The organism is Streptomyces sp. NPDC043867 (assembly GCF_056435845.1).
This window is the reverse complement of sequence record NZ_JBWKDS010000071.1, coordinates 1-20353: the sequence shown is the minus strand read 5'-3', so window position 1 is coordinate 20353 and position 20353 is coordinate 1. Positions and strand designations below refer to the sequence as shown.

The window sequence follows — 20353 nt, the reverse complement described above, 5'->3', positions numbered from 1 at the left end:
GGGGGGCGGAGAGCCTGTCGGCTCTTAAGTTGGCCTGGCGGCCAACTATGGGCCTGACGGCCCAAAAGGTGACGCGTCGTCATGCCTGGCGGCATGACTGTGTGTTGGCTGGGTTGGCCCTGACGGGCCAACAGGAACAGACAGAGCGGGGCCTGGCGGCCCCGCTGTCGTGTGTTTCGGGCTCATGCCTGGCGGCATGACGGTGGGGTTCGGGGTGGTTGGGGTTCCCTGCCCTGCCGGGCAGGGGTTGGGTGTTGTGTCGGCGCCTGCGGCGCCGTGATGTCGTAAGGGTTTGTTGGACAGTTATCCGGTTCCCCTCCCCCTTGGTGCCGGGAGCTGTGGAGCCTTGGCCCTGACGGGCCAACAGAACCGAGTGAGGCGGGGCCTGATGGCCCGGGCGGCATGCCTGCCGGCATGTCCGGTTTCTTGTGGTGCCCCGCTGTCGCAGGGCCTATCTTCGTTGGTTTTCCGAGGCGTTGTCAGACCGGGCGTGTAAGTTCCCCGAGTTGTTGGCCCGTCTGGAATGGCCCCGAATACCACTGGTGGGGCGTAGAGGGGTGATGAGCTGTGCCTGTCAGTCAACATGTTGCCGCTCGGAGGATCATTACCGCTGCTCTGCGGGCCGGTGCGGCGTGGATCAACCGGGTCGAGGAGCCTCGTGCGTGGCGGGAGTTGTCGCGTATGCACGGGGTGCTCTTGTCGAGTCTGCCTGTGGGAGCCGGTCCTTCGACGCCTGCCGAGATGATCGACTTGCTGCCGATGCGTCTGCGGGAGTGGGTGCCTTTGGCCTGGGACGAACTGCCTTCGTCGATGGGGGATTTGGTTGTCCTGACGGACAACGGTGAGCTGACCGAGGAGGCCTTCGAGGCGGGGATGAACTATCTGGAGGCCCTGTACGGGGACGACGGATACTTCGATCTCGGTGGGACGTGGCTTCCGGCGTGGGTTCGGCAGACGGCTGAGCAGACGGAGCGGGCTGCCTTTCGCCACATCCGCTCCGGCGGGCAGGCCGGCTATGTGGCGGCGCGGACCATGCTGACCGAGGTGCCGTACGGCACGGAGCGGACGTTGGTCGAGGAGTACTCGCGGCGTGGCGCGGCGCTAATGGACGTGTATAGGCCTGTTCCCTCGGACCGTGTGTGGGTGGGGGCGTCGTCGTGGTTGTGGCCGTGTCCGCAGTGCCGGTATCCGATGGTGCTGCGGGGTGGGCAGTTGCGGTGTGAGTATCCGCCGCATCAGAGCCGGTTCGGTCTTGTCGCGGGCAGTGGCAAGCGGGGTGGGCCGCCTGCACTGACCGGTGGGCGGGGCCGGTTGGCGACGGCTGCGGAGCCGGCGGAGGGCGTGTTGTGCCTGGACTGGGGGGTGTGGCGGTACATCACCTGCCCCGGGCTGAGTGAGGTGGGCTTGATGCAGTGGCTGGAGAAGCAGGAGAGGGTGCGGGTAGAGCGCTGGGAGAACCTCGACGAGTGGGATATCGGCGTCTACCTGGCGGACGGGCATCGCTGGCGGGTGGACGTCAAAGACCACCAGGACGCGCAGACGATCATCGACCGGCCGCCTGCCGGGGAGGCGGTGGTCGTCCCCAACTATCGGCGCAGCCAGGTCAATCAGCTGCAGGCCGGGCTCGATGCACTGCGGACTGCTGACGGGCAGCGCTACAGCGTGTTCACGGTCAGCCGTTTCAAGGCGGCCGTGACCCGGCGGGTGAAGGGGATGGACACATGACGTTGCCGAAGAACGTGAAGTACTCCGTCGGCGTGCCGCTGACACTGCGGGCGGCGATCCTGCTGGCCGCGCGCGTGTTCCCCAACCGGGCGCCGGAGGAGCAGGCGGCATGGCGGCGTGTGGTGGATCTTTCTGATGCGCACTTCCTGGCCACGGGGCAGATGCATCTGTGGGACGGCTGGCCCGCTCTGGCTCTGCCCGATCAGGTGCGGATCACCCGGATGCTGCGGCAGCGGCCGGCGGTCCTCGCTTCCCATGCGGTGTTTGTCACGGAGACGGCAGCGGTCCTGGACAGCGGGGAGGCGGTCGAGTTCGCCCCAGCCGACGGGGAGGAGCAGGTGTTGATCCTGCCCGTCGGCGACGAGGGAGCCCTCACCGATGCCTTGCTGGACGAGCTCGAGGGCAACGCGGCCAAGGGGCAGTTGCTGCCCAAGCCTGCGCCGCCCGGCTCCTACGTCAGCGACCTGCGGATCCGTGACCCGCTCAGCCCTTCCGGCCGGGTGGTGGACGTCTTCTACGACCTCGACTACCAAGGGTCCCCTGCTCCCAGCGTGGTGCAGGAGCTGGGCAACGCCCCGGTCGCGGACGAGGTGGTGATCCCCTTCGCCGACCTGGACGAGATCGCGGGTCGGCTCGATGAGCTGCGCGGGCAGGACTACCGGCGCAAGGCGGTCGCGGACATCAGGCGGCATGCGCGCGGCCGCGACGGCACGGACGTGGGCAAGCTCCTGCGCGTCCAGGCCGGGCCGCTGCGGGTCTTCCACGCCCCCACCGGTATGGGCAAGAACGTCCTGAGTGAACTCGTCGCGGTGTGGTGCGCCAAGCGGGGACGGGTGATCTCGCTTGTCGTTCCGCAGAGCGCAGAGGTCCTGGCCACGGTGTACCGGCTGCGGCAGGACCTGGCCGACCTGGAGATCTCCGCACAGGTCACGCCGGTCGTCTCCCCCGCCTCCATGCAGGAGCTGGCCGAGCAGACGGCCGGCAACCCGCACGACGATGCGGCCTTCAGGACCTGGGTGTACCGGGAGATGTCCTACAGCTGCTCCCTGACCGGGCACGCCACCACCTCCTCCGAAGCGGTGGATGCCTGGACGCCGGGCCAGGAGCCGTGCGACCAGCTCAAGCCCAACGGGCCAAAAGCAGACAAGGCCATGGCCTGCCCGTGGCGCGGCGGATGCGGAAAGTTCCGCCACCACCGGGCCGCGGCGTCGGCGGACATCCTCGTCACGAACCATGCGAACTTCCTCACCGGGCACATCCACGTGCCGGTGACGGGCCGTCCTGCCCCGGGACGGCGCATGACCACCGAGCAGCTCCTGCTGCACCGCAGCCATCTGGTGATCATCGACGAGGCCGACGCGATGCAGGCGCAGGCCTTCGAGCAGGCGGCCCGTCAGGTGCTGCTGGCCCAGGACGGTGCGGAGCACACCCCGGTACGGGATCTCGACAGCCAGTTCCGGCGGCACTGCCACCGGCTGCCGATGAGTCTCGAGCAGTATCTGCGGCCGCTGATCAACCACCTGGTGTGGCTGGCCGAGAACTACGTGTCCCACCTCGTCGGCGGGGTCATCCATCCCGACCGGGAGCGGCGCAGCATGGTGGTGCCGCGCCGCTGGGACGGGATGTTCGCCTCCCGGATCTTCAAGCTGGAGGCCGGGGAGCGGCCCACTGAACAGCAGATGCGGGCGGTCAACCAGCTCTACAAGCGGGAAGGGCCGCTGGAGTTGGCCGATGAGGTCAAGGGGCTGGCGGAGCTAAGGGAGCTGCTGTCCTCGGTCACGGACCTGGCCGGCGGGCTGGACCGGCTCACTCATGTCACCTTGAAGCGCATCGGAGAAGCTTTCTCGGCGATCACCGGTGAGGCGGACGAGAAGCGGCTGCACTCCCTGGCGCTGCTGGCGGCCCGGCGGGCGTATCTGGAGGAGATGCGCAGCATTCTGCACCGCATCGTCGGGGTCGCGGCGCCGTTGCAGGGGGCGGGGATCTCCGCTGGCAACGGCCTGGTGGACGCGCTGGCCTCGCACGTGCCGTGGCGTGCTGCCCCCTACGGCCCTTTGGGGCGTGCGCTGTTCGCGTTCTCCGAGACGTTCGACCCGGCAGACCGGCACCAGACGGCGCTGCGGCTGAAGTCCTATGTCGGGGATCCGCACGCCCACCTGGCCTACCTGGGAGAGGTGACCGCGCTCGCCCATACCGGCACCCGCCGGGCGGTGATCGGGATGTCCGCAACCGCGTTCATGCCGTACGCGCCCCGTCATCACCTCCTGCCGGAGCCGACCTGGTACGTGCCGGACGACGTCAACGGAAGCCTCACCGTCGAGCTGCAGGCCGGCCAGGACGACGGGGCGGGCATCGTGGTGTCGGGCACCGAGGGAGCAAGCCGGGAACGCGCCTATAAGGCCATGGGGCGCAGCGTCGGTCAGGACCTTCCTGCGCAGCTCGACGCGGTGGCCGCCGATGCGGCGACCGCGCACCGGGCGTATGCGCTGCTCGCGCCGACCGCCTACAACGCCGGTCCCGCGCTCGCCCGCGGCATGATCGATGCAGGGGTCACGGCATCGGAGATCTGTGTGGCGGTGCGGCCGCAGGACGTGGCCTCGTTGGAGCGGATGCCGCCGGGCTGGGTCCCCATCCCCAGCAACCTGCTCGAGCAGTTCCCTCACGCCGTGGGTCACGGCCGGTGCCGGTATCTGATCGCCCCCATGGCACGGGTCGAGCGTGGCCTGAACATCGTCGACCGTGACGGGCGGTCTCTGCTGCATGTGGCCTGCCTCGTCAACCGGCCCGTCCCGGTGATGGAAGATCCGCCGGTGCTGCTGTCCCTGGTCAACTCCCTCGCTTACCGTCGGCGACGGCCGGGCCCCAATCCCGCGGCGGAGTTGGAGCGGCTGCGGATCGCGGCGGGCCAGATCTTCGATGACATCCGCAGCGGCCAGGGTTATTTCAAGTCGCTGGGCGAGGACGTCAAGCTCGCCGTCGTCGCGGAGATCCTGACCCGGCTGATCCAGCTGGGCGGGCGTACGCGCCGCGGCGGGGATCACGGGCGGCTGCGTCTGCTGGACGCCGCCTTCACCCAGACCGCCGCGCACTCCACTCTGCCCGCCCTTCTTCAGCAGTTGCGCGGGAAATGGCAGGACGAGGATCACATGCCGCTGATCGACGCCGTCTATGGCACCACCATGACCGACGCTCTGCTGGGGCTGGCGGAGCACTCCCCCACCGGGTACGAGGAACAGGAGATGGGCGAATGGTGAGTGACGACCGCGGGCGGCTGTTCACCCTGTCCTTCCCGTTGGATGACCGGCTGCTGGGCACGGTGCACGTCTATCCGCAGGACGAGGCGTTCGCTCCGGCCTGGCGGCGGCTGCCTCGGCCGCGCGGCAAGGACGCCGTGCAGCCGGTCGCGTCCCTGCAGACGGCGGCACGCGCCGTGACCGGTGAGCGGCTGGTGTTCACCAACCCCGACCGGCCTGCCAGGACCGGCCGATGGGCCGGGCAAAGCGTGATCGTCACGCCCGGGGCGCTGGACGAGGCCACCGTGCGCAGCCTGATGCGGGAGTGGGAGACGCGGCTGGACGGGCATGACGGCCGTGACAGCCTCGCCGCCCTGCTGCAGCTGTCCGACGACGGGCCCCGGCCGCTCAGTTCGCTGCTGCACCGCGACACCCTGGGGCGGATCACCGGTCCCCGCTGGGCCTTTCGGGTGGCCGGGTGGCGGCTGGCGGCTGGCGAGCATGCTGGCCGCCCAGCCCCTCCTGCTCGACGAGAACCTGCCCGCGCTGCGGTTCCATCTCGACAGTGAGGGCGACCTGCTGGCGTGGCAGGCCCCACTGGTCCACGAGCGGACGTGGATCGACGAGGAGAGCGGCAAACGCCGGCGCATCGCCGGCTACGCCATGGAGCGCATCCACATCGAGGTCGAGGCCGCCCCGGGCGGCAAGAGTCTCGTGGCGCATCTGTCGGCGCGTATCTCGCGTGTCGCCACTCACTACAAGGGCATCCGCAACGTTCTGCTGCGCCATCCTGTCAACCCGGACATCATCCTCAAGGCCCCGATCAGCACCCGGTGGGAGAAGGGTCCGGACGGGTTCATGCAGCCCGCGGCCGTCCGCTACCGCGGAGCGACGGCACAGATCGTCGAGGCCTGCGGCGTCGGCCGTCTGCCCGAGCCGCCCCTGACGGGGCTGGACGAGCTGACAGAGGTGCGCGGGGTGCACCGCACAGGCAAGCACCCGATCGACAAGGGCGCCGGTGCGATGTTCCACGCCCGGCTCGAGGAACATGCCGGACACGTCCTCGGCCAGGAGCCCGTCGTCTACACCGGGACATCCATCAAGATCAGCAAGCCGGGCGGGAGCCTGCCGCCCTACGTACCGGCCGGCAAGATGGCCGACGCCATGGCAGGCGCCCAACTCGACACGCTGCGCACCGTCGTGCTGTACGAGTCGGCCGACTGGCGCACGCGGGTGATGGGGCAGCTTGCCCGCGACTACGCGCGGCCCGAGCTGGCCGGTCTGCCCGACGAGCAGCCGGTGGTCCTGGCGCCCGGCTACGAGCTCGTGACGGTGCGGCTGCCCGAGCTCGTCCGCCACGGCAGCCACGACCGCAGCCTGATTCTGAACACTCTGCCCTGGTTCAAGCCCGGTGCCGGGCGGGCGCTGGTCACCGCCCTGTGCGAGACGCGCTACCCCACCGAGCAGGAGAAGAACGCCGGGGTGACGGACGCCAAGCACGCGCTCAAAGGGCTCTTCGCCGAGCGCGGCATCCCCTCGCAGTTCATCACCATGGACTCCGATCCCGGCGATCCCTACCGGCTTAACACGCCCGAAAAGGTCGCGCGGGCCAAGGCCCGCAACGCCGGTCTGCCGGAGCCAGACATCGCATACAAGGACGACCATGTGGTGCAGATCGCGCTCGGCAGCCTGCACTCCGACTCCGGCATCATCGACAACCGCCTGGCCGCCACCGCCTTCCACCGCAACGCCAAGGACACCGCCCTTGACCGGGAGGCCGTGGCGGTAGGGCTGTGGACCCGCTACCACCGCTTCGACGAACGTCCCGGCCGCCCCCGCAAACCGGCCGTGCTGGCCATCACGCTGGTCGCCATGCGGATCCCACTCGGCGAGGACGCCTACTGGCCCACCCTCATGTACGGCGACCAGGGCTGGCGCCCCCTCGCCCAGGCACGGGCCCTGCACCATGCCGGTCCCATCGGTAAAAGAGGGCATCACCTGCGGGAGGACCACGGGGGCCCGGACAACGTGCGCACCTATGTGGACCGGGCACTGGCCGCGCTCGGGGACCGGTATCCGATCATCGTCTTCGCCGAGGAGCGTGAGCGGATCTGGCCCGGGCTGTGCAACGACCGGCTCGGGGACGGCCATGTCCCCGGGCAGAGCCTGATCGCCCGAGGGTGGGATGTGGCGATCGTGCGGGTCGGCAACGGGCAGGGCACGCCCCAGCCATCACGGCGTACCGGCGGCGGGGGCAAGCTGCCGGCCAACCCGCTGCAGCCGGTCATGCCGGAGAAGATCCTCTACCGCCACGACCACGGGGACGCGGTGTCCTGGCTGTTTTCCGGGCAGTCCCGCCAGCACGCCGGCGGTCAGCGCACCGGCACCCAGTACACGCGCCGCACCCTGCCTGGCGGTCAACTGGCCCAGATGGGCGCTCCTTTCCACGCCATGACTCGCACCGAATACGTCATCGCCCGCCGCGGCAGCTGGCGTGAGGAGCAGCTGGCAGGTCTTGCCGCGCGGGTCTCGGAGCAGGCCGCCATGTGGGACGGGCGCACCAACCTGCCCGCGCCGCTGCACCTGGCGAAGAGCGCTGATGAAAAGCATCCCGGCTTCGTCGACCAGGAAGGGCTGAGCGAGTAGGTGCGGTGACGGCGGGCACGGCGGCTTCCAGGACCGGTGCCGGCGCAGCCGATGGCCGTTGGCTGCTGCCGTGCCCCGCCCGGCCCAGGGCGAGGCGGGGTCGGGTGCACTGTGCCGTCCCCTCACCTGTCACAAGCCGAACAGACCGTCCATCTGGAGGTGCGGCTGGTTACTTGGAGTACGTCTGTTTCCAGCGTGCTCGGTGGCGGGCTTCTCCCTGTCCGCGTCCGTTGACTTCGGCCAGGGACAGCAACGGTGTCCCGTTGTTCCACAGACCGAAGAAGTCACGGTGCAGGGTGAGGATGTGGTGCTTGACCGCGAACGCCTCGGCTTGGGGGCTGAAGCGTGTGGTGGCGACGAAGATGGCCACATCCGCGGCAAAATGCACCTTGGCTCCCAGCAGATCGCGCACTTCGCGACTGGCGATCGTCCGGTGGGGTGCGTATCGCTTGCATTGGATCACCATGGTCCGGCCGTCGGGCAGCCGGCCGAGCACGTCGGCTCCGTTGTCCCCGGTACCGCCTACTCGGCGCACCTGCGTGCAGCCGTCACGGCGGCATAACTCGGCAACCACTTCCTCGAACTCGGTGCCGGTCATCGCGTCGATGGCAGCCAGCGTCCGCTGTCCGGCTGCGATCTCCTCCTGTCGTCTCCAAGCGTCGTCCTTGCTTCGCAGCAGCCGGTCGGTACGCCAGAGCTGCCATACCATCCAGCCGATTCCCGCGGCGGCAAGCAGGGCGCCGAGGTACAGCAACAGCATCGGCTGCAGCAGACCGAGCAGGACCAGCGCGGCAAGCGCTCCTGCTGCTGCTTTGTACCGGGTGGTGCGTCGTCTGCGCACCGCCTTGCTCTTGCGTTTGGCCGCCATTTCCGCCCCCTCTTGCACCGGCCGGGATGGATTCCTCTCTGCTGTGCAGTGTGGTCATGCGGAGCGGCCCCGCTAGGGCGCAGTCAGGCCATCGGCTTGAACCTCCCGCCCTTCTGTCGGCTGGCGTCTGGCTGTTCTCCTCGAGGAGGTGTGTTCGCCTGTTTACAGGCCGAGTTCGGCCAGGGCTGCTTGCCTCTGCGGACTGAGGCCGGAGCGGCGGCGGCGCAGGTTGCTCAACCACTGGCCCAGGCGCACGGGGTCGCCTTCGATCTTCTCGATATGCCGCTGCGGGACGTCGAGGTGGCCTTCGCGCGCGCGGAAGGCGCGTGCGGCGGCCAGCCCGCGCTGGAAGGCACGCTCGCGCGCCGGCAGGCGGCTCTCCGCCACCGGGGAGGCGGATGTGTCGGGCAGTTCGACCAGCCCCAACTCCGCGAGCAGCGACCTCTGCTCAGGGTGCAGACGATCGGAACGGGCGCGCTGTGACTCAAGCCAGCGCTCTGCCTCGGCGGCAGTCTTGTTGGCTGTCCGGCTCTGACGGGCGGCGTGGTAGGCCCGTTGCCAGGTGATCGGCCAGGGCGGGTTCCACCACCGGTCCAGGGCGGTGAGGGCGGTGGCGCGCTGCTCGGTGAGGGTCTCGGCGCGCTTGCGCTGGGTGCTCAGCCAGCGGCCGAGGGGGAAGCCGTCGTGGATCTCGTCGACGGGTGCGGCGAGGTGGCCGTGGCGGGTGGCGTACGCGGCGGCGTGGGCCAGTGCACGGTCGAAGGCCTGCTGGCGAGGGGCCCAGATGATGCCGAGGCGTTCGAGGGCCTGCACGCGTACGGCGTCGAGCGTGCCTATGGTGTGCAGGTGGCGTTGCCAGGTCAGCCAGCGTCCCAGGGGATAGCCAGTGGGGTCCTCGTAGTTCTGGAGGACGTCGAGGTGGTGGTGGATGTGGCGGAAGCGGCGGGCTGCGGCGAGGCCGCGGCGCCACTCGGCGCTCTTGGGGGCCAAGACGCGCAGGGACAGGGCGAGGGCGATCTCGTCTGCCTGGGTGGGACGGTCGAAACGCAGCCAGGCTTCGGGGTCCTCGGGGGGCATGGTGGGGCGGTGGGTGCGCGGGTCGGACAGACGGGCGTCGAGGCGGTCGTCGTGGGAGCGCAGGGCCTGGATGGTGCGCCACAACGGGGTGTAGGCGTCGGCGCCGAGTAGATCGTCGGGGTCTTCGTCGGGGGTGAGGTAGACGGGTACGACAAGGGTGGCCTTCTTGCCGGCGCCGGGGTGCTGACGCAGAGCGCGGCCGACGGCCTGGACGATGTCGACGGGGCTGTTCTTGGGATCGACGAAGACCACCGCGTCGATGTCGGGCACGTCGATGCCCTCCCCCAGCACGCGGGCGTTGGACAGAACGGCCGGCGTGTCGGGGCTGGTGTGCGAGGTGAATTCGAGCAGGAGGCGGCGGCGGATCTGCGGGGTGTGGCTGCCGCTGACCCAGTCCGCCCACAACCCTTGGGGGCGCAGGTGCTCGGGAAGTGCGGCGGCTGTCTCCGTCAGGGTGGTAGCGAAGGCACGCGCGTCGGCGACACGGTGATGGAAGGTCAGGATGCGCCGCAGCTTGTGGTCGTGGATGGCGCGCAAGGCGGCAACCTGGCGGCCGGCCAGGTGCAGGCCGTCGACACCCGCGCCGGCTCCGGTGGCCAGCCAGTCGCGCAGGTCCGCGTCGGTGACGACGGGGACGAGGATCTGGTAGTCGGCGAGCAGCCCGAGATCGATGGCGTCGGAGAGGTTCAGGTGGTAGGCGACGGGACCGAAGAGGTCTTCGTCGTCCATCGAGGCCACCGTCTCTACTCCGTCGCCGTCCGGGGCGTCGTCGGGGTCCCAGATGCGGGGGGTGGCGGTCAGGTAGAGGCGGCGGGCCGCGGGCACCTGGTCGTTGTGGTGGACGGCGGCCCAGGCCTTGCCCAATCGGCCGGCCGTGCGGTGCGCTTCATCGACGACCACCAGATCCCAGGAAGTCAGGCGGTGGTCGCGGTGGGCGATGATGACGGCGGGCAGCGAGGCGTAAGTGGCGTAGACGGTGACCGGCCCGGGGCGAGGTGTGGTGGTGAGGGCGGTGAGTTCGGCGGGGTCGGTGGTCAGCGGGATGTCGGTGCCGACCGGTTCGTGGTCGAGGGCCTGGCGGGCCGAGCACACCGCCACGGTGGTGCCCTTGCGGCCGGCCAGACGCCAGGAACGGATCGTCTGCGACAGCAGGTCCAGTGTCGGCAGCAGCACCAGCACACGGCCACGGGGGGCAATGCGAGCGGTGGTACGGGCGGCGATGAGGGTCTTGCCGGTGCCGCAGGCCGCGATCACGCTCGCGCGGGCGTGATCGCGGAGCGTGGCGGTCGCGGCAGCGACGGCTTCCTTCTGGTGGGGCCGCAGCTCGATTTCGGAAGCCATGAAGGTGTGCTGCTCCGTGGGGGTCGGCTGGACATTGAGGGCAGGGCAAGGCGCCCCGCCCTGTCAGGGTGCAGGCTATTCGGCTGCTTCGGTCAGGTGGGCGAGGGTGGATCCGGCGGGGCTTTTACGGACGTGCAGGCGGTGAGTGATGCGGCGGCGCAGTTCGGGGACGTGGCTGATGACGCCGACGGTGCGGTCGTGGGCACGCAGGGAGTCCAGGACGTCGAGGACCTTGTGGAGGGTGTCTTCGTCGAGAGTGCCGAAGCCTTCATCGATGAAGAGGGTGTCCAGGGGATTGCCGCCGGCTTCGTGGGTGACTACGTCGGCCAGGCCGAGGGCGAGGGACAGGGAGGCGAAGAAGGATTCGCCGCCTGAGAGGGTGTCGGTCTTGCGGGGGCGGCCGGTCCAGGAGTCGGTGATCTCCAGGCCGAGGCCGGAGCGGGCGCCGCGGGCGGCTTGGTGGTCGGAGTGGGAGAGGGTGTAGCGGCCTTCGGACATGATGTGCAGGCGGGTGTTGGCGGCGGTGACGACTTCTTCAAGGCGGGCTGCCAGGACGTAGGCCTCCAGCTGCATGCGCACTCGGGCGCTGGGTGAGTTGCCGGTGACGAGTTCGGCCAGGTGACGGGCGGTGAGGTGGGCCTGCTCGAGCGGTTGCAGGCGCTGGATGGCGGCGCCGAGGTCGGCGGCAAGGGCGGTGAGGGCCTGGCTGCGGGTGTGGGCGGCACTGGCGGCGGCGGTGGCCTCGGCGTGCTGGTCATCCGCGGCGGCCCTTGTAGCCGTGGCGGCGTCGAGGTCGGCGGAAGGCTGTGCGGCGGCCTGCTGCAGTGCCGGGTTGTCCAGGACTGCGGTGTGTGCGGCACATGTCTCGCCCCACTGAGTGATCTCTTCTTCGATGGCGCGCAGGTCTTCGTCGCTGAGCAGGGCCTGCTGGGCGAGTGCCAGGGTGTCGAAGCCCTGGTCTTTGGCGGCGAGGGTGGCCTGGTCGGTGCGGTGCGTGAGGGTCTGGACGACGGCGGCGAGGCTGCGGGAGGCCTCGGCGGTCTCTTTGAGGCGGTCGGCGGTGCGGGTGAGGTCGTCGGCGTGGGCGGCGACGGTGGGATAGGTGCCGCGGGCTGCGGTGAGCTTGGCCGTCAGCTCGGTGAGCTGCTGGGTGAGGGTGTCGTAGTGGGCGTTGCGGGCGGCCAGGCCGGCCGTGGCGGTGCTGTGTTGCTGGGTCTGGGCCGTGTGGTCGCCGTCGAGTGTGAGGAGTTCTTCTTGGACGGTGCCCTGGTCTGCAGCGCGGTCCAGGGCGTCGGTCAACTCTGTGGTGAGCGTGGTGTGCTGGGTCTGGAGGTCGGTCAGGGGGGTGTCGCCGGCTTCACCGGTGGCGGTGGCAGCCTGTTCGCGGAGCTCGTGCAGCACGGCCGCGGCGGCTTTCTGGGTGGCCTTGGCCTGCTCGTGAAGGGCTTCGGCGTCCTGCTCGTCCTGGCGTGTGGGCTGCCCGTCCTGGGGAGCGGCGGGCGCCGGGTGAGTACAGGATCCGCAGACCGGGCAAGGGATGCCGTCGGTGAGGGTGGCGGCGAGTTCGGCGGCCATGCCTTCAGTGCGCCGGCGGCGGATGGTGAGATAGTCCTGGCCGGTCTGGCCGGTGACCGCTTCTGCATCGGCCAGCTGCTGTTCGGCCTTGGTGACCTTGGCGAGATGGGTATCGCGGCGCCTGGCGGCCTCGAGGCGGGTTTTGAGGCCGTCCAGGGCGGTCTGGTGGCGGCGGCTTTCTTCTTCGGCCTGGCGGGCGGCTTCTCGCCGGGCTTCGAGGGTGCCGCGCCGGGCGGGCTCGGCTTCGAGCCAGTCCTGGGTTGTGCGTTGCTGGGTGGCGAAGTCCTGCCGCTCGGCGTCGGTGCGCTCCAGCTCGGCGGTCAGCCGGTGGACGGTGTCTTCTTCGGGGATGAGGGCGGTCAGGACGGCAGCTTCGGCGCGAAGACGCTGCTCGGCGGTTTCCAGCCGGCCGGCGTCCAGGTCCTTGTGTTCGGGCAAAAGGTGCTCGCGGGCGGTGCGTTCAACGCTCTGGGCACGGGTGTGGTCGTCTGCGGCGGTGTCCGCGGCGTGCAGCAGCGGTGCTGCCTGTTGGGCGCGGCGGGCCTGGTCGCGGCGCTGGACCAGTGCGTCCTGGTGCGGTGTCTGTTCCTGGAGCAGGTCGAACTGCTGCCGGGCGCTGGTGTAAGTGGTTTGCTGCTGGTGGAGTTCGCGTGCCGCGGCTTCGAAGGCCTGCTGGCTGACCAGGTTCTCCTTGGCCGTTGTGGCTGCTTGGAGTGTCCTGGCGTGGTCGGTGTGACTGGCGCGGAGGAGATCCTGGGCCCAGGCGCGGGCGGGCTCGGTGAGCGTGCGCGGATCGTCGGGCGTGGGCGCCGTGTACTCGGTTATCAGGTCGGGTCCGGCGGCCTGGTGAATGCGTTCGGCCAGGCGCAGCACGTCGCCGCGGGCGGCGTCGCGGTTCTTCTCGGTGGTGCGGCTGTGGTCGTTCAGCCAGCGCTCGATGAAGGAGAAGCGGCCGGTGCGGAAGAGTTTGCCGAGGAGTTCTCGTCGGCCGTGGGCGTCGGCGTGGAGGAACTTGGTGAATTCGTTCTGCGGCAGCAGGACGACCTGGCAGAACTGGTCCCGGCTCATGCCCAGCAGGTCGGTGACCTCGACAGCTGCCTCCTGGTGGGACTTACTGGAAGGTTCCCAGCGGCCCTGGCCGTCGGGGTCGACGGCCCATTCACTGAGCCGGGTTTCCGCTTTCTGGGAGGTCTCGCCTTCACCGGATCGCTTGGGGCGCATCTGGGCAGGGATCCGGTCGATGCGCAGGCGGCGCCCTGCAAGAGTGACCTCGAGGGTGACTTCGGTCAGGAGGCCGGCGGGAGCGTGGTGGCTGCGCAGCAGCAGGTCGCGGTCGCCCGGTGGTTTGCCGTAGAGAGCGAAACAGATGGCCGCGAAGATGGTGCTTTTGCCCGCTCCGGTATCGCCGTGCAGGAGGAACAGGCCGTCGGCGGACAAGGCGTCGAAATCGATGGTGTGGGTGCCGGCGAAGGGTCCGAAGGCCTGTAGGCGCAGGGTGTGCAGGCGCATGTCAGACGGTTTCCTTCTGCTGCTCGTTCAGGCGGGAGGCTTCGACGGCCTGCTGCAGCAGGGCGTGTTCGTCCGGGGTGGGGTCGGTGCCGCGCATGCTGCTGATGAAATCGCCGGCGATGTCGAGGTCGCCGCGTCCGCGGATGCGCTGGCTGTAGGTGGGGGTGTTCGTAGCCTGGGCAGGGATGAGGGCGGGCTTGTGCTTGAGGCTGGCGGTGTGGGGGAAGCGGCGGCGCAGGCGAGCCATGGCCTCGAAGGGCAGGGCCGTGTCGGTGAGGGTGACCTCGAGCCAGGCATCCTTCAGCGGCTCGTGGTCGGGCTTGGTCAGGAGGTCTTCCATGAAGCCGGTCACGCGCTCCAGGCGCAGCGGCACGGGGCAGGGTTGGCGGGCGAGGGCGGGCACGGCGTTGGGGGTGAGGTCGACCAGGGTGACCGACTTGGTGTGGCGGGCTTCGGAGAAGGAGTAGGCCAGCGGGGAGCCGCTGTAGTGGATGCGGTCGGTGACGCGCTGGGGGCCGTGGAGGTGGCCCAGGGCCACGTAGTCGATCCCGTCGAAGACGTCGGCGCCCACGTGGGCGACACCACCCACGGCGATTTCGCGTTCGCTGGTGGACTCTTCGCTCTCATCGCGTTCCTCGGGCTGTCCGGTGCCGGAGGTGACGAAGGCGTGCGCGAGGACCACGGACCGGGTGCCGGCCGGCTGGTTGTTGGTGAGGTCGGCGTGGATGCGGTCCAGGGCTGCGGTCAGTACTGCGCGGTGGGAGACGGCTTCGGCTTCCAGGCGGTCGCGGACCATCGACGGCTCAAGGTAGGGGATGCCGTACACGGCGACGGGACCGTCGGCGTCTTCGAGGAGGACCGGGATGTCGCAGGTGTCCGGGTCGGTCCCCAAGTGGATCCCGGCACGGGCAAGGAGGCCGGATCCGACGCCGAGTCGGTGCGCGGAGTCGTGGTTTCCGCTGATCATGATGATCGGCACATCGAGGTCGGCGAGCTGGTGCAGAGCGCGGTTGAACAGGCGCACGGCGTCCAGGCTGGGGATGGCCCGGTCGTAGATGTCTCCTGCGACGAGGATCGCGGCGACGTCCTCGGTTCGGGCGGTGTCGACCAGGTGGTCGAGGAAGGCACGCTGGGCGGGGATCAGGTCTTCTGTGTGGAACCGGCGGCCCAGGTGCCAGTCCGAAGTGTGCAGAAACCGCATGAGCACAGACGGTAACTACAGGGAGAGCGGTTACGGGCGGTTTTCCTGATAACCGGGCGTCGCAACGAAAAACCGTGACGCGACATGCCACGTGAGGTTTTCAGTATTTTTGTTCCGGCTGGCGAAGTATCGTGCCAGGGAATCACGTTCGTGTCAGGGTGATGCCATGGAATGGGCAGACTGCAGGTACGAGGCGTGTTAAAGATGTCTGTGTGCGTGTAACACGGGTGCTGATTGAAGGCTTCAGAGGTTGGGAACACCTTGATGTGCGTCCCGGCAGCCATGTGTTGGTGGCGGGGGTCCCCCGCGCCGGACGCACCGACATGATTACCGCCCTTGCCCGGGTCCTGGATCCGGATGCCGCGCGTGGCGCCGCACTGTCCGATCTGCATCAGCGGCCGGTCTTCCTGGACGGCGCTGACGCTGCACCGGCTGAAGCGGTCGGTGACGTGGCCGAGGGGCAGGCGAAAGTCGTCGTCGATGCCCCAGCCGCCGATGTCGCCGGCGCGGAAGGTGCAGCAGGAGAGGACGCGTCCGGCGACAACAGCGCCCTACCGCAGGCTCCCGCTGCGGTGCTGCAGCGGGTGGAGGCCGCCCAGGTCGAGGTGACGCTGACCGATTTCGATCTCGATGTGCAGCAGTTGCTCGATGGGGTCCTGGAGCCGCTGGAGGACTCCGGGTGCGCGAGTGAGGATCCTGATGCGTCGGCGGATGCTCCTCTGTGTGCGCGGTTGGCCTATCGCCTGAGCTATGACGAGGAAGCCGAGACGCTGGAGTCGGTGGTGTACTTCCCGGCCCGCAGCAACCCGGCGCTCGGCCAGTACTCCCGGGTTCCTGCCGCCATCCGGCGGATGCTGCCGGTGGTCACCCTCGATGCCGGCCAGCCCCTGCAGTTGCGTGCCGGTGCCGGGTTGCGGCGCATCCTCGACGAGCGGGACGCCAAGGCCGGTGCCGCGGCGTTTGATGCGCTGGCCCAGGCTGTCGCGGAGGCCGTGTCAGCGCTGTCGGCCGACCCGGCTGTGGCCGAAGCCGTCAACGCGGTACTCGCGGTCGGCGGGACAGGGGAACGGATCGGCGATACTCCGGTCACCGCGGAGCAGGTCGGCTTCCGTGCCGAGGACGGGTCGGTGGCCGCACTGCTGCGGACCCTGCGCGCGGCACTGCATCTGGATGCAGGCGGCATGCTCGGGTTGGCACAACACGGCAGCACGGTCAGCGCGGTGTTGTCGATGGCCGAGGCGATGCTGCTGGCCACCGTGCCCGGAGCAGTGGTGCTGGCCGACGACTTCGGTGACCGGCTGGATGCTCCGGCCACCGAGCATCTGGCGGCCCTACTTCGCGCCCGCTCCGGGCAGGTGTGGCTGTCCACCCGGCGGCCGGAGGCCGCCCGGGCCTTCGAGCCCACCGAGGTCATCCGGCTGGTGCGGCACGGCGGCATCCGCTCCCACCATCAGCTGACCAGGATCACGGACCGCAAAGCACTGGCCGCGATGCGGCAGTGGCACACTCAGCTCCTGGCCGCGCTGACCGCCCCCACGGTCGCCATCACCGAGGGCCCGCACGACGTAGCCGTACTCAGCATGGTCGACCGCCGCAGGCCCTCCTCCTCCCTCCCCCTGTCCGCCCACGGGATACGCCTGGTCGCCTCTGGCACCGGAGGCGAGGGGGGCATCAGCCAGATCCCCCGCGTCGCCAGCCTGGCACGCCAGCTGGGCTTCCGTGTCCTGGCGGTGATCGACCGCGACAAGGCCAGCGCCCAGACCACCGACGACCTCACCAAGATCCAGGCCACATGCGACGCGGTGGTCCGACTGCCTCCCGGCGCCATCGAGCGAGCCATGGCCGACGGCCTGCCACTGGAGGCACTCGCCGACGCCAGCGCCACGCTCACCGAGTACGGCATCCCCGACCCTATGGGCGGCCAGGTCACCGAGGCCGCGGTGACCACCCTGTGCAAGGTGATCCACAAACAGGGCCTGCACGAACAGTTCCTGGAAGCCCTCTACGCCGAGCCCAACGCACCAGACCCGCCAGTGATCTCCATGACGCTGGCCCTGCTGGAACTGGCCGCCGATCCCTCCTACCGCGGGCAGCAACTGATCGATGTGCCCACCATGTCCCGGCCGGCAGGCGCCTGATGACCTATCAGGCACGCGAGGACCAGCGCGCGGTGATCGAGAGCGTTGCGCCGGTACTGGTCGTCAGCGGCGGCGCCGGCACGGGCAAGACCACGACCGCAGTCGCCGCCGCCCGCGCCCACCTGGAAGCGGCGGACGAGAAACTGCTGCGGCTGCGACAGGAAGCGGCCCGGCGCGGACAGCGCACTCAACTGCCCGCTGCGACACGGGTGTTGTTCCTTTCCTTCTCGCGTACCGCCGTCGCCCAGATCATCGACCGTGCCGCGAACGTCATCGGAGAGCTGCGACCGCGGCTAGAGGTGTCGACCTTCCACGGCTTCGCCTGGAGGGTCATCACCGGCTTTGGTGCCCACCACGGCTACCCACCCCCGCAAAGTGTGCTCAGCAAAGCCAACCAGACCGTGCCCGGGGCCCCTCCCGGGCTGACGTACAACCAGCTGATGCCAGCCGCTCGCCAGTTGTTGGCCCTGGCCAAGGTCCGCGACCACTACGCCGGGCGCTACACCCTCGTCATCTGCGACGAGTTCCAGGACACCGACGCCACCGAGTGGGCCTTCCTGCAGCAGATCGCCCCCACTGCGCGTCGCATTCTGCTGGGCGACGTCAACCAGAGCATTTACGAGAGCTCACTCAAACCTAGCGTGAACCCCGCCGCCCGGATCGCGGACGCCATGGCCCTGCCCGGCGCCCGCCGCATCGACCTGCAGGCCGCCAGCTACCGTGACCCCTCCGGTGTGCTGCCCGCCGCCGCTGAAGCCGCCCGCCAGCGCCGCTTCACCGACCCCGCCCTCCGCACGGCCGCCCAGCAGGACCGCCTGGTCGTCACAGGGATCACGGACGACACCGGCTACGCGCAGGTCATCGACCTCGCCCGGGCCGCCCGCCAGAAGAAGCACACCGTCAGCATCTTCACCCACACCAATATCGCCACCACCTGCCTGTCGGATGCCCTGACCGCGGCCGGCGTGATCCACGAGCAGGTCGGCTTCCCCGAGGCTCACGCAGAAGCCCTCTCCGCCCAACTCGCCCTCGTCCGGTTCGCGCTCAGGCAGAAGGGCTCCCAGGTGCGACGGGCACTGGCCGTGTTCGTCACCGCGTGCCTGCGTGGCCGAGGGCTCTCCGTTCTCGCACGGCAGCTGCTGGACAAGTCCAACCCTGCGCTGGAGCGCGCCTTGCGGACACTCGCACTGGATCTACGCTCGGCGGGAATCGGCCCAACCGCCGACATCGACCGCCTCGCCGAGCTTGTCACCGACGCCTACGGACGCATCGGAACCTTCCGCGGCCAGGAGACCTGGCTCCAGGCCGCCCCCACCACCCGCCGCGCATTGCGCCCTACTCAAGGAAGACCAGAGCATCACGGCGGTGGCCGAGGAACTCCACCAAGCCCGCGACGAGACCCTGGTAGGTGACAGTCGCCCGCGCCCCGGTACCCCGGGCGCAAGCGGCATCCGGACCGGCTCGTGTTCCAGGGCATCCTGTTCGTCCGCGTCCGGTGCAGGTGATGAACCTCCACCAAACCAAGGGACGCGAAGCCGACACCACCATCCTGCTGCTCGCCGACGGCGAGTGGTACGGCCCCGAAGGCGAGCCCTTCCCCATCAGCTCACGGCTGCTCTACGTCGTCATGACCCGCGCCCGCCACCAGGCACACCTTGTCGTCCCAGCCAACGCCCACCCACTGTGGGCACCCCTCATAGCCGCGTTGGAATAGCCTTCCCCGCTCGCCCAGCCCCGCCCGGCCAAACCCCGGGGCGCAGCAGCATGTGCAGCTGAGCCAGCTCACTGAGGAGAATCAACAGCGTGGGTCCGGCGCTCAACCTTGGGTAACAGCGGCTCGATCACCGCCCACAACTCATCATCGACTTCCCACGGTCCTGCACACCGGGATCGCCTGGGAACACCTTCCGCAGGAACTCGGCTTCGGCTCCGGCATGACCTGCTGGCGCCGACTGGACCGAGGCTGAGGTGTGGCCGCGACTGCACGAGGCCCCTCCTCACCAGGCTCCGCAGCGCGAACGCCCTGGACTTCTCTCAGGCGGCCGTCGACGGCTCCCATATCCGCGCGTTAAAGGGGGCACCAAGACGGGACGAAGCCCTGTTGACCGGGGCAGGACGGGCAGCAAGCATCACCTGATCACCGACGCCACCGGCATCCCGCTTGCCGCCACTCTGACCGGCGGCAACCGCAACGATGTCACCCAGCTGATCCCACTCCTCCAGGCCGTGCCGTCCGTGCGGGGCAAGCGTGGTCGGCCCCGGCGCCGCCCGGACGTGGTGCTGGGTGACCGCGGCTACGACCACGACAAGTACCGCCGCCTGGTCTGGGGCCTCGGCGTGAAGCCGGTGATCGCCCGGCGCGGCACGGAGCACGGCTCGGGACTGGGCACCCAACGCTGGGTAGTGGAGCGTGCATTCGCCCACCTTCACTGGTTCCGCCGGCTGCGGATCCGCTGGGAGATCCGCGACGACATCCACGAAGCCTTCCTCACCCTCGGATGCGCACTCATCTGCTGGCGGCGACTGCGCGCTATGGTGACCGATGCCGTGGGCTAACTATCTGCCGCTAGCCGGTTAAGGACTTCCCTGGGGGTGAAGCTCCAGCCGACCAGACGCGGCCCACTCCAGTTGATGCCGATCACGAGTCCATCCGTGGCGGCATCGGGCAGTACAAGATCGCACCAGGTGTCCAAGGGCATGGAATCGACGCGGAGCCCACGCCCCCAGATCTTCGCCGCCCTCTGAGCCCGGGGCGAGGTCGACCAGAAGGGAAAACTCCGCGTGCCGTCCACGGAGAGGTGAGTCGGGCTTCCGTCATCATCCCGGACGAGCCAGACCACTCTGTTTTCACGGACGTCTCGGAAGAATGCCGCCGCTTGCGAACCGCTCTGACTCATGACCACCGAGCCTAGCGTTCCCCAAGACCCATTTCGTTAGGAGTTCTAAGACCGTGTCCTATGTGGAGCTGGGTCGTTGGGCTTGGTTATGGGGCGGGGTACGTGGAGTTGGATTGTTCCGGACGGGCTGTGGGAGATCGCGG

The 20353-nt window shown here is 69.3% G+C and carries 13 protein-coding genes; 8 read left to right on the top strand and 5 right to left on the bottom strand.

Annotated elements, in window-relative coordinates; all coding sequences use genetic code 11:
- Nucleotides 1-567: 567 nt before the first annotated feature.
- Genes AC069T_RS37270 through AC069T_RS37255 form a run of 4 tightly spaced genes read left to right on the top strand, consistent with a single transcriptional unit; the run spans nt 568 to nt 7604 of the window.
- Nucleotides 568-1725, top strand: coding sequence for a restriction endonuclease-related protein (locus AC069T_RS37270; RefSeq protein WP_478786966.1), 1158 nt, complete (start codon nt 568-570; stop codon nt 1723-1725).
- Nucleotides 1722-4979, top strand: coding sequence for a hypothetical protein (locus tag AC069T_RS37265; protein WP_478786965.1), 3258 nt, complete (start codon nt 1722-1724; stop codon nt 4977-4979). The genes AC069T_RS37270 and AC069T_RS37265 overlap by 4 nt, the downstream gene beginning before the upstream one ends.
- Nucleotides 4973-5527, top strand: coding sequence for a pPIWI_RE module domain-containing protein (locus tag AC069T_RS37260; protein WP_478786964.1), 555 nt, complete (start codon nt 4973-4975; stop codon nt 5525-5527). The genes AC069T_RS37265 and AC069T_RS37260 overlap by 7 nt, the downstream gene beginning before the upstream one ends.
- Complete coding sequence (locus AC069T_RS37255) at nt 5460-7604, top strand: RNaseH domain-containing protein (RefSeq protein WP_478786963.1); 2145 nt, start codon at nt 5460-5462, stop codon at nt 7602-7604. The genes AC069T_RS37260 and AC069T_RS37255 overlap by 68 nt, the downstream gene beginning before the upstream one ends.
- A gap of 169 nt (nt 7605-7773) precedes the next feature.
- Here AC069T_RS37255 and AC069T_RS37250 read toward each other — a convergent pair whose 3' ends face one another.
- From AC069T_RS37250 to AC069T_RS37235, 4 genes are all read right to left on the bottom strand, one after another.
- Nucleotides 7774-8472 carry a restriction endonuclease gene (locus AC069T_RS37250; protein WP_478786962.1) on the bottom strand — a complete coding sequence of 233 codons (699 nt, stop codon included), beginning with the start codon at nt 8470-8472 and terminating at the stop codon, nt 7774-7776.
- Between the two features lie 162 nt (nt 8473-8634).
- Nucleotides 8635-10890 (bottom strand): helicase associated domain-containing protein, encoded by a 2256-nt coding sequence (locus AC069T_RS37245; RefSeq protein ID WP_478786961.1) that lies wholly within the window; start codon nt 10888-10890, stop codon nt 8635-8637.
- 75 nt (nt 10891-10965) lie between these two features.
- The gene (locus AC069T_RS37240; protein WP_478786960.1) at nt 10966-13974 is read right to left on the bottom strand and encodes an AAA family ATPase; all 3009 of its coding nucleotides are present in this window, start codon (nt 13972-13974) and stop codon (nt 10966-10968) included.
- A gap of 1 nt (nt 13975) precedes the next feature.
- Nucleotides 13976-15175: an exonuclease SbcCD subunit D gene (locus AC069T_RS37235; protein WP_478786959.1), complete on the bottom strand. Its 1200-nt coding sequence runs from the start codon at nt 15173-15175 to the stop codon at nt 13976-13978.
- A 227-nt stretch (nt 15176-15402) separates the two neighbouring features.
- On the opposite strand from AC069T_RS37235, the gene AC069T_RS37230 reads away from it, so the two are divergent.
- From AC069T_RS37230 to AC069T_RS37215, 4 genes are all read left to right on the top strand, one after another.
- Nucleotides 15403-17313, top strand: coding sequence for a hypothetical protein (locus AC069T_RS37230; RefSeq protein ID WP_478786958.1), 1911 nt, complete (start codon nt 15403-15405; stop codon nt 17311-17313).
- Nucleotides 17313-18725 (top strand): UvrD-helicase domain-containing protein, encoded by a 1413-nt coding sequence (locus tag AC069T_RS37225; RefSeq protein WP_478786957.1) that lies wholly within the window; start codon nt 17313-17315, stop codon nt 18723-18725. Before AC069T_RS37230 ends, AC069T_RS37225 begins: the two co-directional genes overlap by 1 nt.
- Nucleotides 18726-18817: 92 nt before the next feature.
- Entirely contained in the window at nt 18818-19027 is a 210-nt protein-coding gene (locus tag AC069T_RS37220) for a hypothetical protein (RefSeq protein ID WP_478786956.1), read from the top strand.
- Between the two features lie 254 nt (nt 19028-19281).
- A complete protein-coding gene (locus AC069T_RS37215) occupies nt 19282-19869 on the top strand; it encodes an IS5 family transposase (protein WP_478786955.1) in 588 nt (195 codons plus the stop codon).
- Here the strand turns inward: AC069T_RS37215 and AC069T_RS37210 are convergent.
- On the bottom strand, nt 19866-20210 hold the full coding sequence (locus AC069T_RS37210) for a DUF2750 domain-containing protein (RefSeq protein ID WP_478786954.1): 345 nt from the start codon (nt 20208-20210) through the stop codon (nt 19866-19868). The genes AC069T_RS37215 and AC069T_RS37210 overlap by 4 nt on opposite strands.
- Nucleotides 20211-20353 lie beyond the last annotated feature (143 nt).

Coding starts and splice junctions, on each gene's coding strand:
- AC069T_RS37240 (WP_478786960.1), bottom strand. CDS start 13,974: ATGCGCCTGCACACCCTGCGCCTACAGGCCTTCGGACCCTTCGCCGGC.
- AC069T_RS37250 (WP_478786962.1), bottom strand. CDS start 8,472: ATGGCGGCCAAACGCAAGAGCAAGGCGGTGCGCAGACGACGCACCACC.
- AC069T_RS37225 (WP_478786957.1), top strand. CDS start 17,313: ATGACCTATCAGGCACGCGAGGACCAGCGCGCGGTGATCGAGAGCGTT.
- AC069T_RS37220 (WP_478786956.1), top strand. CDS start 18,818: ATGAACCTCCACCAAACCAAGGGACGCGAAGCCGACACCACCATCCTG.
- AC069T_RS37260 (WP_478786964.1), top strand. CDS start 4,973: ATGGTGAGTGACGACCGCGGGCGGCTGTTCACCCTGTCCTTCCCGTTG.
- AC069T_RS37255 (WP_478786963.1), top strand. CDS start 5,460: ATGCTGGCCGCCCAGCCCCTCCTGCTCGACGAGAACCTGCCCGCGCTG.
- AC069T_RS37210 (WP_478786954.1), bottom strand. CDS start 20,210: ATGAGTCAGAGCGGTTCGCAAGCGGCGGCATTCTTCCGAGACGTCCGT.
- AC069T_RS37265 (WP_478786965.1), top strand. CDS start 1,722: ATGACGTTGCCGAAGAACGTGAAGTACTCCGTCGGCGTGCCGCTGACA.
- AC069T_RS37245 (WP_478786961.1), bottom strand. CDS start 10,890: ATGGCTTCCGAAATCGAGCTGCGGCCCCACCAGAAGGAAGCCGTCGCT.
- AC069T_RS37235 (WP_478786959.1), bottom strand. CDS start 15,175: ATGCGGTTTCTGCACACTTCGGACTGGCACCTGGGCCGCCGGTTCCAC.